The sequence below is a fragment of the Thioalkalivibrio paradoxus ARh 1 genome, assembly GCF_000227685.2.
In the GTDB taxonomy this organism is placed as follows: domain Bacteria; phylum Pseudomonadota; class Gammaproteobacteria; order Ectothiorhodospirales; family Ectothiorhodospiraceae; genus Thioalkalivibrio; species Thioalkalivibrio paradoxus.
In genome coordinates this window covers 282080-298124 of sequence record NZ_CP007029.1, presented here as the reverse complement: position 1 = coordinate 298124, position 16045 = coordinate 282080, and the positions used below count along the sequence as shown (strand labels likewise).

The following is a 16045-nucleotide window of genomic DNA, read 5'->3' as shown; positions in this document are numbered from 1 at the left end:
TCAGCTGAATGACTCAGTAGTGGTTAGGTGCTTCGCGCTTGATGCCAAGCCCCATGTCCATCGGAGCATCGCGCAGCAGTTCCATCGAATGCCGCTGCTGCTGCTCGGGATCGTCGCGGGTCAGGGTCGGCAGGTTTTCGGCGGAACCGTCGGCGCGGGTCAGGCGCTTCTGGTATGCCGCGGCCGGCTTGAAGAACATGTGCGCGAACTTGGACCAGTACACCGTGGCGAACAGCGTGGTCGTGGCCGCAAGGAACAACACGAAGAACAGCCAGCCAATCGCACCGGCACCCTGGGTCAGCGACCACAGGATCGCGAAGGTCGCGGTCGCGAGCAGCGAGAGGATAAACAGGTCGGCGCGTTCCACGCGGTACCAGGGATTACCCTCGGCGGAGACATCGACGCGGATGACGAACCAGAACCAGTAGCCACCAACGGCCAGCATCAATGCACCCAGGTGCCACAGCAGCGGCAGGATGGCGGGGGCATCCGTCGCGGCCGGATAGGCGAAGATCAGAATTGCGGTGAAGACAGCAAAGATGATGAAGCCGTACATCGTCAGCAGATGCGACATGCGGCGCTGCGGATTCGCGAACTCACCGGAGGTCAGAACCTCGTTGGCGAGCGTCTTGACTGCGATGCCGACCTTCTCGCCACCACCCACGCTGCGGGTCGCGTTCTGCTGGGCCTTCTTTGCGTTTTCAAAGAAGTACTTGGCACTCTTCTTGTGCATCATGTCGAGAATCGTGCCGGCGACTACCAGGACGACCATAAGCACGACGTACACCTGCATTACGGCCGGTGGAATGACTGCGGCGAGTTCGGCGAAGGGGTTGCTTGTGATCACGGGCTCGGGTCTCCTCGGTGTGTCGAAATGGCGCACGGAGTCTGTTGCATTCCAATTTCCGAATCAAATCAAACTTACTTGGATTACCATAAGCGGCGCTTATAGGCGGTCGATTCGGGTGGTGGAGCCTCGGTTCGCGTCCTGCGCGAATCCCGCCGAACGCCGCGGAACCGGGCGGGCGAGCGTGCAATCACGCACCCCGGGCGGGCACGTAGTCCGGCGCGGTGCTCGCTGAAGAACGCTGCGAATCGTCGCGGGACTCGACCGTCGGCCCACCGCCATGCAGACACATCTATATGGCGCATGCCCGTATGTGGCGCATGCGCGGGGCCTTCGGATGCGAAACCGTGGCTTGCGCTGCCCGGAGTCTGGCCCGAAACCGGAGAAGCCCGGACCCAGCCCCGCCAGCGGCCTTGCTTCGCGGCGCCGGCCCAGCGCTCGTTCACGGCGGAATCGGCGGGTGCCAGAGTCCCGTAGGGCGGAATAGCGCAGCGTCATCCGCCACACGGCGTTTATGCCGCCCAAGAGCCGGGGGGGCACCCCAGCGCCGGATGGCGGATGACGGCCTTCGGCCTCTTCCGCCCTACGCCTCTTTCATCATCGGGGGTGGCCACTCGGGCCATGAGAGTTCACGGCGGAATCGGCGGGTGCCCGAGCGAGGGCGGCAGCGAATCCGTGGCCGGACCGGTAGTCGGTGAAGCATCGGCAGACGAAGCGAACACCGGGGAACGCGTTGCAATCCCTGGCCCGTTATGTTCCATCTTGTGCTACGTTACCGCCGCTTGTCCCGGCGCAGGCCCCGCGCGCTCGGCGACCTGGTCGCCACGCAACGGCAGCGCCGCTGATTCACGCAACTTCAATGTCCATAGTCGGCAGGAGATAGAGTCCCATGATCAAGCCACACGGCGCGGAAACCCTGAAGCCCCTCTTTGTCTACGACACCGAACGGCACCATGCCCTGATGCAGGAGGCCGAGACCCTCCCTTCGGTCATGATCAGCTCCGCTGCCGCCGGTAACGCGGTCATGATGGGGGGCGGCTACTTCACGCCTCTGACCGGCTTCATGAACGTCGCCGACGCGATGGGCTGCGCCGAAAACATGCGGACCACCAGCGGTCTGTTCTTTCCGGTGCCAGTAGTCAACCTGCTGGAGAACGCCGACGCGATCCGGGGCGCCAAGCGCATCGCATTGCGCGACCCCAACATGGAAGGGAACCCGATCCTCGCGATCCAGGAGGTCGAGGCGATCGAGGAGTTCACCCCCGAACAGATGGAAGCCATCACCGAGAAGGTCTACGGCACCACCGACCGCGAACATCCCGGCGTCGCCGCCTTCAACAGCGTCGGTCGCGTCTGTGTCTCCGGCCCGATCGAAGTGCTGCATTTCTCCTATTTCCAGGACGACTTCCCGGACACCTTCCGCACCGCCGTCGAGATCCGCAACGAGATCACCGAGCGCGGCTGGAAGAAGGTGGTCGCGTTCCAGACCCGCAACCCGATGCACCGCGCGCACGAAGAGCTGTGCCGGATGGCGATGGACCAGCTCGACGCCGACGGCGTGGTGATTCACATGCTGCTGGGCAAGCTGAAGCCCGGCGACATCCCGGCGCCAGTGCGCGACGCCGCGATCCGTAAGATGGCCGAGCTCTACTTCCCCCCGAACACGGTGATGATTACCGGCTACGGTTTCGACATGCTGTATGCCGGCCCCCGCGAGGCGGTTCTGCACGCGCTGTTCCGGCAGAACATGGGAGCGACCCACTTCATCATCGGGCGCGACCACGCCGGCGTTGGCGACTACTACGGTGCATTCGACGCCCAGACGATCTTCGATACCGATGTACCTCCGGACGCCCTCGAGATCGAAATCTTCCGCGCCGACCACACCGCGTATTCCAAGAAACTCAACCGCGTCGTGATGATGCGTGACGTGCCCGACCACACCAAGGAGGACTTCGTGCTCCTGTCCGGCACCAAGGTCCGCGAGATGCTGGGCCGCGGCGAGGCGCCGCCGCCGGAGTTCTCCCGGCCCGAAGTCGCGCAGATCCTGATGGACTACTACCAGGGGCTGCAGCAGAAGCAATAGGCTTCGGTTGACGGTCATGCTCGGGGCGCCAGGGATCCCGATGCATGACCACCAGCCACGGAGGCGCACGGCAACACACGGAGACGGTGCTTTACCCAACGTTTCGGTGTGGACCGTGCCCTTCCGTGACGCAGCATTCACATCGTAGGCACCCACCCGGCGCGACGGTCAGAGCCGAAAGCGCGGGACGCCCGATTCAATACTCCCGCGACAGGGCTGCCTGGATCTCGGCGAAGGTCCGGGCGACGTCGAAGGTCTGGACCGGTAGACCGAGCTGACGACCGATCTGGGTCGCCGAGAATATGCCGCGGATGCGGTTGGCTCCGGTTTTCGGATCGGTCTCGCCCACCAGCGCGTGCTGGCGCCCCCAGTTCTTCAGCGTTGCGACGATGTCGCCGACCTCGGCCCGCATCACCCGGGACATGTCGAGCAGGTCGATGGCGTCCACGGGTGCCATCAGGTCGCGCACCTGCAGATCGCTGTACCGCCCCCCGTGTTCATGGATCAGCTGGATCGGCCTCTCGCCCTGGGTATCGCGAGCGGTAATCAGGCCGATCACGTTTTCCGTATCGTCGATCACCAGGAGCAGGCGAACGCCGCGCTTGATCATCGCCTCGGTCGCCTCGGTCAGCGTCGCAGTCGGCCCGATGGTCGCGACCGGCACCTTGCGGAAATCGGTCATCACACACAGCGCCGAGGACGAGACCGTCACCAGCGGCGGAGCCTCGGTGGGCTGCTGCAGCAGGGTCCCGGGCGGGGCCTTGTGCGATGGCAAGGGCTTGTGCGGGCTGTCGCTCGTCATCGTGACTCCTTCGTGGCCTGGCCAGCGAGCTGTTCGAGAATCGCGGCCCCGATCCGGCGGCCGCTCCCGAGCGCGGGAAACCCGCGCGCCGCAGGCGCCCCGCTCTTCGGAAAAACACACTACCGCGATCTGGATTCTGGCCCCATGATGCCTTCTTGTCACGTGATTGCAAAGCACTGAACTCGCCCGGCAGGGTGTCGCGATCCGACAGGCGTCTGGGCCCGAATCCCAACCGCCTCCGGGCCGGAAACACAGGCTTCGCATGCCGCCTCCCCGCCGGACCGTCCGCCGATTGTGCCCGAGGTCGGCGGACTCGTGGGATTCGGCGAACCCGAACTCAGACCTCGGCGCTCTCCACCGCGGGCGTCGGCCGGATCTCGAACGCCATGCGGTCGAGATCTCCCAGTGCCCAGGTGGCCTCCGGAGCGCCCAGACCGGCCACGGTGCCGGGATTCACGACCCAGGTCGAGCCGTTTTGCACATGCGGCTGCTGCCGGATTTCGGGCTCATGACTGTGCCCGCAACACACGAGGTCGTATTCGCCGGTGCAGGCCATCGCGTGGGCATAGTGGGGATAGTGGGTCACGAAAATGCGCCGGCCGCCCAGCGTCAGAATGCCGTCATGTCCGTAATACGTCAGCAGGCCGTTGGATTGATGCGCGATGCGCGAAATCGCGACCGGATCGCCGAGGTTGTTGCCGTGCACCGCGTGGATCGGAAGGCCCAGTTTCAGCGAAGCCCTCAGCGTATTGCCGCCGATCAGATCGCCGCAGTGGACCACCGCCTCCGCACCCTCGGCGGCAGCGGCCTCGATCGCCCGTGCCAGCATCGGGCCGCGGTCGTGGCTGTCCGATACGATGCAGATCTTCATGCCCCGACCCGCTTGCGATCATGCGCACCCGACACCTCGAACCCAGGCGCCGCGACTGCCCGCGCAGGCAGTCGCGGCCAGCCATCGAGCAGGATCCTGGGATGACGCTGGTGTCGGTTGCTGACGGCGATCGGCTCAGCCATGTCCACATTCCTTGGGTGCTTATGGATGGATAAAAATAATTGCCTTGTCGGAGCCATCCTTGCTCGCGCATACTCCCCGGAGTATATCGTGATTTACTGATCATTCAAGGCGCTATCCATCATGCCACAGACCCCCTCGCAGGAAGTAAAAAATACCACCTGTTACATGTGTGCGTGCCGCTGCGGGATCCGCGTGCACCTGCGCGATGGGGAGGTGCGCTACATCGACGGCAACCCCGACCATCCGATCAACCGCGGGGTGATCTGCGCCAAGGGCTCGTCGGGGATCATGAAACAGTACTCGCCCGCGCGGCTGACGCAACCGCTGCGCCGGCGCGCGGGCGCCGAGCGCGGCGCCGGCGATTTCGAGCCGATCTCCTGGGACGAAGCCTTCACGATGCTCGAGGAACGCCTGGGCCGGCTTCGGGAAACCGACCCGAAGAAGTTCGCGCTGTTCACCGGCCGCGATCAGATGCAGGCGCTGACCGGCCTGTTCGCGAAGCAGTTCGGCACGCCGAACTATGCCGCGCACGGCGGCTTCTGCTCGGTGAACATGGCCGCGGGAATGATCTACACCATCGGGGGCTCGTTCTGGGAGTTCGGCGGTCCCGACCTCGAGCGCTCGAAGCTGTTCGTGATGCTCGGCACTGCCGAGGATCATCACTCCAATCCGCTGAAGGTCGCGATCTCCAAGTTCAAGCGCGAGGGCGGGCGTTTCATCTCGATCAACCCGGTGCGCACCGGCTACTCGGCGATCGCCGACGAATGGGTGCCGATCCGCCCGGGAACCGACGGCGCGCTGCTGCTGGCGATCATCCACGAAATCATCGCGAAGGGCCTGTACGACCGCGACTTCCTGGTGCGCTACAGCAACGCCGGGCAGTTGGTGAACGTTGACTCCGAAAACGACGAATTCGGGATGTTCCTGCGCGCCGAGGTGCCCCCCGACGACGGCTGCTACGACCCGCAGGACAAGCTCTGGTGGGACCGCCGTACCGACCGCCCGGTGGTCACCCACAGCCCCGACGCCGACCCCTACCTGCTCGGCGAGTTCCAGCTGCACGACGGCACCTCGGCAAAGCCGGCGTTCCAGCTGCTGCAGGAGCGCGTGCAGGAGTACACGCCGGATTGGGCCGCGCGCATCACCGGTATTCCCGCCGACACGATCCGCCGCCTCGCCCACGAAATGGGCGTGACCGCGCGCGACCAGCGCATCGAGCTGCCGATCGCCTGGACCGACTCCTGGGGCATCGAGCACGAGAGCGTGACCGGCAACCCGGTGTCGTTCCACGCGATGCGCGGGCTCGCCGCGCATTCGAACGGCTTCCATTCGATCCGGGCGCTCGCGATCCTGATGTCGCTGCTCGGCACCATCGACCGCCCCGGCGGTTTCCGCCACAAGGCGCCGTTCCCGCGTCCGATCCCGCCCTGCGCGCGCACGCCGAAGGGGCCGGAGGGAATCCGCCCCGGGCAGCCGCTGGACGGCATGGTGCTCGGCTGGCCGGCCGATCCGGACGATCTGTTCGTCGACGAACAGGGCGGGCCGGTGCGCATCGACAAGGCGTTCTCTTGGGAGTACCCGCTGGCGGTGCACGGCATGATGCACAACGTGATCACCAACGCCTGGCGCGGCGACCCCTACCCGATCGACACCCTGCTGATCTTCATGGCCAACATGGCCTGGAATTCGACGATGAACACCGTCGAGGTCCGCAAGATGCTGAACGACAAGGACGAGAACGGCGAGTACAAGATTCCGTTCCTGGTCGTCGCCGACGCGTTCCAGTCCGAGATGACCGCCTTCGCCGACCTGGTCCTGCCGGACACCACCTACCTCGAGCGCCACGACGTGATGTCGATGCTCGACCGGCCGATCTCCGAGTACGACGGGCCGGTGGACTCGGTGCGCATCCCGGTGGTGCCGCCGACCGGCCAGTGCAAGCCGTTCCAGGAGGTGCTGATCGAACTGGGCTCGCGCCTGAAGCTGCCCGCGTTCGTGACCGCCGACGGCACGCGCAAGTACCGCGACTACCCGGACTTCATCGTGAACCACGAGACCGAACCGGGCTCCGGAATCGGCTTCCTCGCCGGCTGGCGCGGCAAGGGCGGCGAGAAGTTCATGCGCGGCGAGCCGAACCCGAACCAGTGGGAGATGTACGCGAAGAACAACTGCGTGTTCCATTGCGAGCTCCCCCGGAGCTACCAGTACATGCGCAACTGGAACAAGGGCTACCTCGAATGGTCCCAGCGCAACCGCATCACCCGCTACGCCGAGCCGATCCTGATCCACCTCTATTCCGAGGTGCTGATGAAGTTCCGCGCCGCGGCGCAGGGCAAGGGGCCGTCGAAGCGCCCGCCCGCACACCTCGCCGATCGCGTCGAGACCTATTTCGACCCGCTGCCGTTCTTCTACGATCCGCTGGAATGCCAGGCCACCGACAAGCACGCCTACCCGCTGGCGGCGATCACCCAGCGGCCGATGGCGATGTACCACTCCTGGGATTCGCAGAACGCCTGGCTGCGCCAGATTCACGCCCACAACCTGCTGTTCGTGAACACCCGTACCGCGAAGGCCGCCGGCATCGAGGACGACGACTGGATCTGGGTCGAGAGCCAGTGGGGCAAGGTGCGCTGCATGGCCAAGCATTCCGAGGCGGTCGAACCGGGAACCGTCTGGACCTGGAACGCGATCGGCAAGGCGGCCGGCGCCTGGAATCTCGCACCCCGGTCGAACGAGGCGCGCAAGGGCTTCCTGCTGAACCACCTGATCTCCGAGGAACTGCCGGGCGCGAACGGCCCGATCTCCAACTCCGACCCGGTCACCGGACAGGCGTCGTGGTACGACGTGCGCGTGCGCATCTACAAGGCCGGCGCCGACGAACCCGAGGTGACCGCACCGCAGTTCGCGGCATTGAAACCCTACCCGGGCCAGCCGAAAAGGCCGCGCGTGTGGAACTTCCTGGCCGGCAAAGGAGGCAAGAAATGACCCAGCTCGCATTGGTCATCGACCTGAACGTCTGCGTCGGCTGCCATGCCTGCGTCACCAGCTGCAAGGAGTGGAATACCTCGGGCGACGCCGGCCCGCTGGTGGATCTGAACCCCTACGCCGCCGACCCGACCGGCACCTTCTTCAACCGGGTGCAGACCTTCGAGGTGGGCGAGTACCCGAACACCGAGACCGTGCATTTCCCGAAGTCCTGCCTGCACTGCGAGGAGCCGCCCTGCGTTCCGGTCTGCCCGACCGGCGCCTCGTACAAGCGCAAGGAGGACGGCATCGTGCTGGTCGACTACGACAAGTGCATCGGCTGCAAGTACTGCTCCTGGGCCTGCCCCTACGGCGTGCGCGAGGTCGACGCCCAGCGCAAGGTGATGACCAAATGCACCTTGTGCGTCGACCGGATCTACGACGACGCGCTGCCCGAGTGGGATCGCAAGCCGGCCTGCGTGCGCGCCTGCCCGACTCACGCACGCCTGTTCGGCGACATCCACGACCCGGATTCCGAAGTGTCGCAGGCGATCCGCGAGAACGGCGGGTACCAGTTGATGCCGGAATGGGGCACCAAGCCGGCGAACCACTACCTGCCGCGGCACAAGACGCGAATCACCGTGCGCGAGGATGAACTCGAGCGCGCCGACAACCCGCTGAAGATCGACAGCAAGCTTCCGAAGCCCGGGCGCGACGAACCCTCGCTCGACGACGTCACCAGCTGGTAACCACGGACGAACTGATCATGCATCCTGCCTTCTCGGTCATCTTCCTCACCACCTTGATCGGCGCCGGCCAGGGACTGTTCCTGGCGCTGTTTACGGTCGAGTCCTACGGCCTGCTGGAGCTCGTGCCCAGTCAGGGACCGGAGTTCTACGCTCATGGCAGCCTGCTGGCGCTGGCGCTGCTGCTGCTGGGTCTGTTCGCGTCGTTCTTTCATCTCGGGCGCCCGGAGCGCGCATGGCGCACGGCGACCAAATGGCGCACCTCGTGGCTGTCGCGCGAGGTGATCGTGCTGCCGGCGTTCATGGCCGTCGTGTTCCTGTACGGGCTCGCGCACTGGACCGGCTTCAACCCGTCGCTGGGCACGCTACCCGGCGGGTACAACGTGCTGGCCACGGTGCTGCTCGGCGCCCTCGGTGCATTGCTCGCGTTCGCGCTGTTTCTGAGCACCGCGATGATCTACGCGGCGGTGAAGTTCCTGCAGGAATGGCATTCGCCGCTGACCGTGGTGAACTACACGCTGCTGGGTGGCGCGTCGGGCTTCACGCTGGCCGCCGCCTACGCCGCCTGGGCCCAGACTGACCTGGTGTCCTTCCTCGCCGGCTGGGCGATCATCCTGACGCTGCTCGCGCTGGTCAGCCGCACCGCCTCGCTGATCCGCAACGCCCGGATCAAGCCGATCTCGTCGCTGCAGACCGCGATCGGCGTCAAGCACCCGCATATCGTGCAGAAGTCGCAGGGCTTCATGGGCGGTTCGTTCAACACCCGCGAGTTCTTCCACCACCGCTCCGCCGGCTTCGTACGCGCAATGAAATGGGCGTTCCTGATCGGCGTGTTCGCGATCCCGGTGCTGCTGCTGGCGCTCGCTACGCTGATGACGGTAGACGCGACCCCCGTGCTGGCCGCCGCGTTCGCGGTGCAGTATCTGGGGTTGCTCGCCGAGCGCTGGTTCTTCTTCGCCCAAGCGAACCACCCGCAGAACCTTTACTACCAGTCGGTCGCCTGACCCTGTCTGGAGGCGGGGGCAGGCGCGCATTTCCAATGCTTCCTGGCCCGCGCTACCCCGCGGGCCAGTAGTCGGTGGCGATGCCGTCGCCGATCGAGTCCTGGTTGATGGTCGCGATCAGCCGGCCGTCGTCGTTGCGGTAGATCCGCTGCTTGAACGCCGGCGCCAAGGGATCTCCCCATTCCTGGGGCACCCCGGACTTCAACGATCGATCAGTTCGAGCCGCTGTTCGATGCGCTCGATGCGCCGGGTCAGCGAGTGCGCCGCTTCCCGGTCGCTGCCCGACAACGCGTACAGACTGCCGATGGTCTGTTCGATCGACGACAGCCGGGTCTCGATCCGGCTGAGCCGTTCACCGTGATCGTCGAGCTTCGTGCGGATCGCCTTCAGATGTTCCAGTACCACGTCCGTCATCAGGCCGCCCCAGGGGAACCGGTATCCTGTGGTCAGTATAACTCCGCCCCGCGCCCTGCGCCGGCACAGCGCAGATCCGGGCCGCCAGGCTACTTGGCCGGCCAGTAGTCCGTGGCGATGCCGTCGCCGAGGTCGGCCTCGATCAGGCGCCGGCGCACCTCGAGCAGTTTCTCGATCAGCGCCGGCTCGCTGCGCTCGTAGGCCGCGGCGTCCGGTACCCGGTTGACCACCACGCCCAGCAGCTCGGTGATCGCGTTGCCGATCGAGTTCTGGCTGATGGTCACGATCAGCCGGCCGTCGTCGTTGCGGTAGATCAGCTGCTTGAACGCCGGCTGCCAGCGGATCGCGTTGGCGTAGCGCGCGTCGTGGATGCAGCGGTCGCGGACCTTCTTTGCGGTCTTCAGGAAGTCGTTGTTGAACAGCAGCACTTCCTCGACATGATGCGGGAAATGCACGTCCGCGGGCATCGGCGCGTTGCGGGTCGAGACCTGCGAGAAAAACGTGCGGTAGAAGTCGAGAAAGCCCTTCAGGATCGCGTCGTACTCGCGCCAGAAGCGGATGTCCTGCAATGCCTCGGCGCCGCCCTGGATCTCCCAGCTCGGAAGCCCCTGCGGATACCCGGTCAGGTCAAGCCGCGCATGTTCGTCCGCGGCCGGCTTCAGGATCTCCAGCTCCAGCGCCCGGGTGAAGAATTCACGATAGACATCGCGCATGTACTGCTGGAACAGGCTGTGCTGACCACCGTCGGTCAGGTTGGGGTTCGAGGGGTCGGCGAGCCGTGCCTGCCGCAGTTCGTCCATCGGGAACACGATGAAATGGTTGTGCAGCATCCGGATGCTCGGCACCCCGGGCGCGGTCAGCGGCCAGGTCGCATCCAGACTCGCCTCACCAGCCAGCACCAGCGCATCCGCCGGGTCCGGGTACCGCTCCAACATGTACCCGATCAGGACCCCGTTCATCCGGTTCCAGACATGCCGCACCGGGCCCAGCACCTGGGTGCGCCGCACCGGGCGGCCGAGCGGATCCAGAATCACCTTCGAGGTGTTGTAGATGATCGAGCAATCGAACTCGTTGCTGTGCCCCAGCGCCTTGCGGTAGAGCAGCAGGTTTTCCGGATTCGCAAGCAGGCCGTTGTTGTGCACCAGATCCGCCAGGTTCTCGGTGCTGTTGAAGAACTCGTTGGGTTTCATCCCCTCCGGAATTTCCAGCGGGATCGGGCGGAACGGGGTGGTGATTTCGCGTGGACCTGCTTGCATGGATCGGGTCGCAACCTCGTGCTAGGGGCGCGAACGGCGGCGCTCGTCTGGCCGTTGCGCACGTGAGCCTTGTGCCTGCCACTGCAGACCCTGTACTGTACCGCCCCGCAGTGCGCCGGGCCGAACGGGCCCGGAACCATACCATATTCACCACCCGCTGAAGGAGCGAACTCATGCGACTGATTCTGTTGGGCGCCCCCGGTGCCGGCAAAGGCACGCAGGCCCAGTACATCACCGAGAAGTACAACATCCCGCAGATCTCCACCGGCGACATGCTGCGCGCCGCGGTGAAGGCCGGGACGCCGTTGGGCCTCGAGGCCAAGAAGGTGATGGACGCAGGTGGACTGGTGTCGGACGACATCATCCTGGGGCTGATCAAGGAAAGACTCGAGCAGCCCGACTGCGCCAACGGCTTCCTGTTCGACGGTTTTCCGCGCACGATCCCGCAGGCCGAGGCACTGAAGGAACAGGGCGTGAACCTGGACTTCGTGGTCGAGGTGGACGTGGCCGACGAGGAGATCATCAAGCGCATGAGCGGGCGCCGCGTGCACCCGGCATCGGGCCGCACCTACCACGTGGTGTTCAACCCGCCGAAGGTCGACGGCAAGGACGACGTCACCGGCGAGGATCTGATCCAGCGCGACGACGACAACGAGGAAACGGTGCGCAAGCGCCTCGACGTGTACCACAGCCAGACCAAGCCGCTGATCGAGTTCTACTCGAAGTGGGCCGAGAGCGCTGACGCGGCTGCACCGAAGTACGTGAAGATTGCCGGCATCGGCTCGGTCGAGTCGATCCGCGACGAAATCTTCAAGGCCCTCGGCTAAAAGGAAAACCCTCCCCCGCAAGCGGGGGAGGGCCCGGGAGGGGGAGTGCGCGGCCCCGCCGCGACTGCTCGCCCGACCACGCGGCCCTGGGGCTGCGGGCACCCTGCCCGTCGCCCCAAGATCCGCCCGGGGGAGTTCAGCCCCCCAGCACCTTCGACACCAGGTTCTGGCGCAGGCGATAGGCATCGGGCATGCCCGAGCCCAGCAACGGCCGCAGATACAGCCGGAAGGCATCGGTCACGTCGGTGCCGGACTCGGAGATGAACTCGTCGGGCATCACCTTGGTCTTGCCGGCGACCAGCTCCAGCGGTGCAAGCCGATAGTCGACCGAGTAGAAACCGGTACGGTCGATCACGACGGAACCGTCGCTGTCACCCCACATCGCGTACTGGACCGCCTTCTCGCCGACTTCCCGCGCCTCGCGCTGGTCGACGTCGGATACGCAGCCGATGAACGAGCGCTGCACGTACCCGAAGGTATCGCCGCGCACCCGCTTGACCCCGAGCTTGGTCCGAATCTCGTCGCAGAGCATGTCGGCCAGCGCGCCGGTGCCGGACAGCTGCACGTTGCCATGGGCGTCCTTCTCGACGTCCTTCGCGAGCTTCACCGCGATCGGCACCCCGTCGGCATCGTGGATGCCTTCGCTGACCGCGATCACACAACGACCGTAGCGGTCCATCGTCGCCTTGACGTCGGCAAGGAACTTGTCCACGTCGAACACGCGTTCCGGCAGATAGATCAGGTGCGGGCCGTCGTCCGGGAATTTCTTGCCCAGCGCCGAGGCAGCGGTCAGGAAGCCGGCATGCCGCCCCATCACCACCGCAAGGTAGATGCCCGGAAGCGCGTTGTTGTCGAGGTTCGCGCCGATGAAGGCCTGCGCCACGAAGCGCGCGGCGGACGGGAATCCGGGAGTGTGGTCGTTCTCGACCAGGTCGTTGTCGATCGTCTTCGGGATGTGCACGCTGCGCAGCGGGTAGTTGGCCTTGCGGGCCTCCTCGCTGACGATGCGCACCGTGTCCGAGGAATCGTTGCCGCCGATGTAGAAGAAGTAGTTGATTTCGTGCGCCTGCAGGACCTTGAAGATCTCCTGGCAGTACTTCAGGTCGGGCTTGTCGCGGGTCGAGCCCAGCGCCGACGACGGCGTGTTCGCGACCATCTCCAGGTTGTGCGTCGTTTCCTGGGTCAGATCGAGGAACTCCTCGTCGACGATTCCGCGCACGCCGTGGAACGCGCCATAGACCAGCTCGACGTTGTTGAACTTGCGCGACTCGAGCACCGCACCGACCATCGACTGATTGATTACCGCCGTCGGGCCCCCGCCCTGGGCGATCAAAACCTTAGCCATCCCATTCTCCTTCTGTATGCCATTGAAGCGAAAAGAAATCCGTGCCCCGCTCCGGCGGGAGCCGGTCGCGACTATACGCGATCCGTCCCGGAGCCGGTAGGGGTGGGAAGTACGGTGGTACCTCTTCCGGGAACTGGTGTCGCACAGAATGCCGACTATTCTTGAATGCCATGAGTGATCACGCGCTGACAGACCCCTTCGGCCGCCGGATCGAATACGTGCGGGTTTCGGTCACCGACCGCTGCGACCTGCGTTGCTTCTATTGCATGCCGCGCGGCTTCCGCGACTTCGAGGAACCCGGGCACTGGCTCACATTCGACGAACTCGAGCGGGTGATGGCGGCGTTCGCGCGGCTGGGCACAAGGCGGATCCGCCTGACCGGTGGCGAGCCGCTGGTGCGCAGGAATCTGCCGGCTCTGGCCCGACGCCTGTCGGCGCTGCCCGGGGTCGACGATATTTCCCTTTCGACGAACGCGACCCGGCTGGCGCGCGAGGCCGGGGCACTGCACGACGCAGGCGTTCGGCGCATCAACGTCAGCCTCGACTCGCTGAAACCCGGGGTCTTCAGGCAGGTCACCGGCGGCAAGCTGGAAAAGGTGCTCGACGGCCTGATGGCCGCGAAGGCGGCGGGTTTCCGCCCGATCAAGATCAACATGGTGATGATGGGCGGCATCAACGACGGCGAAGCCGAGGACATGGTCGAGTTCTGCCTCGAGCACGGTTTCACGCTGCGCTTCATCGAGACCATGCCGATGGGCGACACCGGGCGCGAGGCCAGCGGGCATTTCGTCGACCTGCAGCACCTGAAAGCACGTCTCGCGCGCCGCTTCGACCTGCTGCCCGGGGTCATGCCCGGGGGCGGACCCGCGCGCTACGTGCAGGTGGCCGGCACTGATCTGCACATCGGGTTCATCACGCCGATCTCGCAGCATTTCTGCGCGACCTGCAACCGCGTGCGCCTGTCGGTGGACGGCACGATCTACACCTGCCTTGGCAACGAACACAGCCTGCAACTGCGGCCTCGCCTGCGCGCGGGGTGTTCGGATGCGGACATCGACGACGCGATTCGCGAAGCGATCGCGCTGAAGCCCGAGCGGCACGAGTTCCGCGAAAAGCCCGAGAAGGTGCTGCGCTTCATGTCGATGACCGGCGGCTGAGCGTAGCCGGCGACATGGCTCGCCGGTTCCGCTTCCGATCGCCGGGCACCCATCCGAAGCCGAAGCCGAAGCGCGCAGCGTGTTCCGTTGGCGGTTCGCCCGGCCAGCCGGCCATGCCGCTACCCATGCCGGCGCGCGGGTGGCGGCCGGTTTCGTGCGCGGTTGCCCCTAGCTCGCACCTTCAGTCGATCCAGAGGCTCTTCGCGTTCACGAACTCGCGGATGCCGAGCAGCCCGAGCTCGCGTCCGTAGCCGGAGTCCTTGATCCCTCCGAACGGCAGTCGTGGGTCGCTGCGCACGATGCCGTTCACGAACGCGCAGCCGCATTCCAGGCGGCGGGCCAGCGCCTCCCCGCGCGCACGGTCCCGGGTCCACACGCTGCCGCCGAGCCCGTACCGGGACGCGTTGGCGAGGCGAACCGCCTCGTCCGCATCGGCCGCGCGAGTGACCGCGGCCACCGGCCCGAAGGTCTCCTCTTCGAACGCAGCCATTCCCGGCACCACGCGGTCGAGCAGCGTCGGCGCATAGTAGAAACCGGGGCGCTCGAGGCGCTGACCGCCCGTGCGGCAGACCGCGCCGGCCGCCACGCTGCGGGTCACCTGGCGGTGCAGCTCGTCACAGAGATCCGCGCGCGCCAGCGGACCGAGATCGGTGTCCTGCGCCATCGGATCGCCGACCTTCATCCGCTCAATCCCGGCCTGCAGCCCTGCGACGAAATCGTCGGCGACCGCCGCCTCGACGATGAAGCGCTTCGCGGCAATGCAGGTTTCGCCGTTGTTCTGAAAGCGTGCCCGCAGCGCCTGCTCGACGGTCCCATCGAGGTCCGCATCGGCGAGCACGATGAAGGCATCGGAGCCACCCAACTCGAGCACCGTCTTCTTCAACGCCTTGCCGGCGGCGGATGCGACCGCGCGCCCGGCGCCCTCGGACCCGGTGAGGCTCACGCCCCGCACCCGGGGATCGGCGATCACCCCGGCGACCGCGCCGGAGCGGATGGCCAGATTCCCGAATACGCCCTCGGGGTACCCCGCCTCCCGGAATATTCGCTCGAGCGCGGCCGCGCAGCCGGGCACGTTCGCCGCGTGCTTCAACAGCACGGTGTTGCCCGCCAACGTCGCAGGGATGGCCTGCCGCAGCACCTGCCAGTACGGGAAGTTCCAGGGCATCACCAACAGGATCGGCCCCAGCGGGTGCCAGGCGATCAGCGAACGCCCGGCGGCCGTATCCACCGTCTCGTCGGCCAGGAAACCGGGGCCCTGGGCAGCGTAGTAATCGCAGGCAAATGCACATTTCTCGACCTCCGCGCGCGCCTCGGCGAAGCGCTTGCCCATCTCGGCGGTCACCTGCCGGGCCAGCTCGTGCTGCTGCGACCGCAACAGCGCCGCCAGGCGCTCCAGCGCCTGTACGCGCTCGCCCAGAGGAACCGCCGCCCAACGGGAGAAACCGGCCTCCGCCCGGGCAAGCGACGCCTCCAGCGCGCCGGCCGACAGCACCGGATACGCGCCGATGCGCTCCCCCGTCGCGGGGTTCACACTGATCAGTTCATCCATGCCGGTCCACCTCGTCGGGTCCACCGCCGGTAT

At 66.0% G+C, this 16045-nt stretch carries 15 protein-coding genes and 1 pseudogene; 7 read left to right on the top strand and 9 right to left on the bottom strand.

The window, feature by feature from the left end:
• Window positions 1–13: 13 nt before the first annotated feature.
• Window positions 14–793, bottom strand: a complete 780-nt coding sequence (locus THITH_RS01365) for a hypothetical protein (RefSeq protein WP_025367172.1) — start codon at window positions 791–793, stop codon at window positions 14–16.
• A gap of 550 nt (window positions 794–1343) precedes the next feature.
• On the opposite strand from THITH_RS01365, the pseudogene THITH_RS18875 reads away from it, so the two are divergent.
• Window positions 1344–1545, top strand: a pseudogene (locus THITH_RS18875) (hypothetical protein).
• Between the two features lie 191 nt (window positions 1546–1736).
• The gene (sat, locus tag THITH_RS01360) at window positions 1737–2933 is read left to right on the top strand and encodes a sulfate adenylyltransferase (protein WP_006746314.1); all 1197 of its coding nucleotides are present in this window, start codon (window positions 1737–1739) and stop codon (window positions 2931–2933) included.
• A 196-nt stretch (window positions 2934–3129) separates the two neighbouring features.
• Here the strand turns inward: sat and THITH_RS01355 are convergent, their stop codons facing one another.
• The 3 genes from THITH_RS01355 to THITH_RS18390 all read right to left on the bottom strand — a co-directional run bounded on the left by THITH_RS01355 (window position 3130) and on the right by THITH_RS18390 (window position 4749).
• Entirely contained in the window at window positions 3130–3735 is a 606-nt protein-coding gene (locus THITH_RS01355) for a CBS domain-containing protein (protein WP_006746315.1), read from the bottom strand.
• A gap of 337 nt (window positions 3736–4072) precedes the next feature.
• On the bottom strand, window positions 4073–4606 hold the full coding sequence (locus tag THITH_RS01350) for a metallophosphoesterase family protein (RefSeq protein WP_006746316.1): 534 nt from the start codon (window positions 4604–4606) through the stop codon (window positions 4073–4075).
• Window positions 4603–4749: a hypothetical protein gene (locus THITH_RS18390; protein ID WP_156925472.1), complete on the bottom strand. Its 147-nt coding sequence runs from the start codon at window positions 4747–4749 to the stop codon at window positions 4603–4605. Before THITH_RS18390 ends, THITH_RS01350 begins: the two co-directional genes overlap by 4 nt.
• 121 nt (window positions 4750–4870) lie before the next feature.
• On the opposite strand from THITH_RS18390, the gene THITH_RS01345 reads away from it, so the two are divergent.
• The 3 genes from THITH_RS01345 to THITH_RS01335 are packed head-to-tail and all read left to right on the top strand — an operon-like array spanning window position 4871 to window position 9464.
• Window positions 4871–7735 (top strand): molybdopterin oxidoreductase family protein, encoded by a 2865-nt coding sequence (locus THITH_RS01345; RefSeq protein WP_006746317.1) that lies wholly within the window; start codon window positions 4871–4873, stop codon window positions 7733–7735.
• Window positions 7732–8463 (top strand): 4Fe-4S dicluster domain-containing protein, encoded by a 732-nt coding sequence (locus tag THITH_RS01340; RefSeq protein ID WP_006746318.1) that lies wholly within the window; start codon window positions 7732–7734, stop codon window positions 8461–8463. The genes THITH_RS01345 and THITH_RS01340 overlap by 4 nt, the downstream gene beginning before the upstream one ends.
• Before the next feature lie 17 nt (window positions 8464–8480).
• Complete coding sequence (locus tag THITH_RS01335; protein WP_006746319.1) at window positions 8481–9464, top strand: dimethyl sulfoxide reductase anchor subunit family protein; 984 nt, start codon at window positions 8481–8483, stop codon at window positions 9462–9464.
• Between the two features lie 52 nt (window positions 9465–9516).
• Here THITH_RS01335 and THITH_RS18385 read toward each other — a convergent pair whose 3' ends face one another.
• From THITH_RS18385 to THITH_RS01325, 3 genes are all read right to left on the bottom strand, one after another.
• Window positions 9517–9669 carry a hypothetical protein gene (locus tag THITH_RS18385; protein WP_006746320.1) on the bottom strand — a complete coding sequence of 51 codons (153 nt, stop codon included), beginning with the start codon at window positions 9667–9669 and terminating at the stop codon, window positions 9517–9519.
• Window positions 9666–9878, bottom strand: a complete 213-nt coding sequence (locus THITH_RS01330) for a hypothetical protein (RefSeq protein ID WP_006746321.1) — start codon at window positions 9876–9878, stop codon at window positions 9666–9668. The genes THITH_RS18385 and THITH_RS01330 overlap by 4 nt, the downstream gene beginning before the upstream one ends.
• A gap of 89 nt (window positions 9879–9967) precedes the next feature.
• On the bottom strand, window positions 9968–11134 hold the full coding sequence (locus THITH_RS01325) for a hypothetical protein (protein WP_006746322.1): 1167 nt from the start codon (window positions 11132–11134) through the stop codon (window positions 9968–9970).
• Between the two features lie 173 nt (window positions 11135–11307).
• Between THITH_RS01325 and adk the strand changes: the two genes are divergently transcribed.
• Entirely contained in the window at window positions 11308–11961 is a 654-nt protein-coding gene (gene adk / locus THITH_RS01320) for an adenylate kinase (RefSeq protein ID WP_006746323.1), read from the top strand.
• Between the two features lie 136 nt (window positions 11962–12097).
• Here adk and THITH_RS01315 read toward each other — a convergent pair whose 3' ends face one another.
• Window positions 12098–13306, bottom strand: coding sequence for a 6-phosphofructokinase (locus THITH_RS01315; protein WP_006746324.1), 1209 nt, complete (start codon window positions 13304–13306; stop codon window positions 12098–12100).
• Window positions 13307–13476: 170 nt separating this feature from the next.
• Here THITH_RS01315 and moaA point away from each other — a divergent pair, with 170 nt between their 5' ends.
• Complete coding sequence (gene moaA, locus THITH_RS01310; RefSeq protein ID WP_006746325.1) at window positions 13477–14463, top strand: GTP 3',8-cyclase MoaA; 987 nt, start codon at window positions 13477–13479, stop codon at window positions 14461–14463.
• A 181-nt stretch (window positions 14464–14644) separates the two neighbouring features.
• Here moaA and THITH_RS01305 read toward each other — a convergent pair whose 3' ends face one another.
• Entirely contained in the window at window positions 14645–16012 is a 1368-nt protein-coding gene (locus THITH_RS01305) for an NAD-dependent succinate-semialdehyde dehydrogenase (RefSeq protein WP_006746326.1), read from the bottom strand.
• Window positions 16013–16045: the final 33 nt, after the last annotated feature.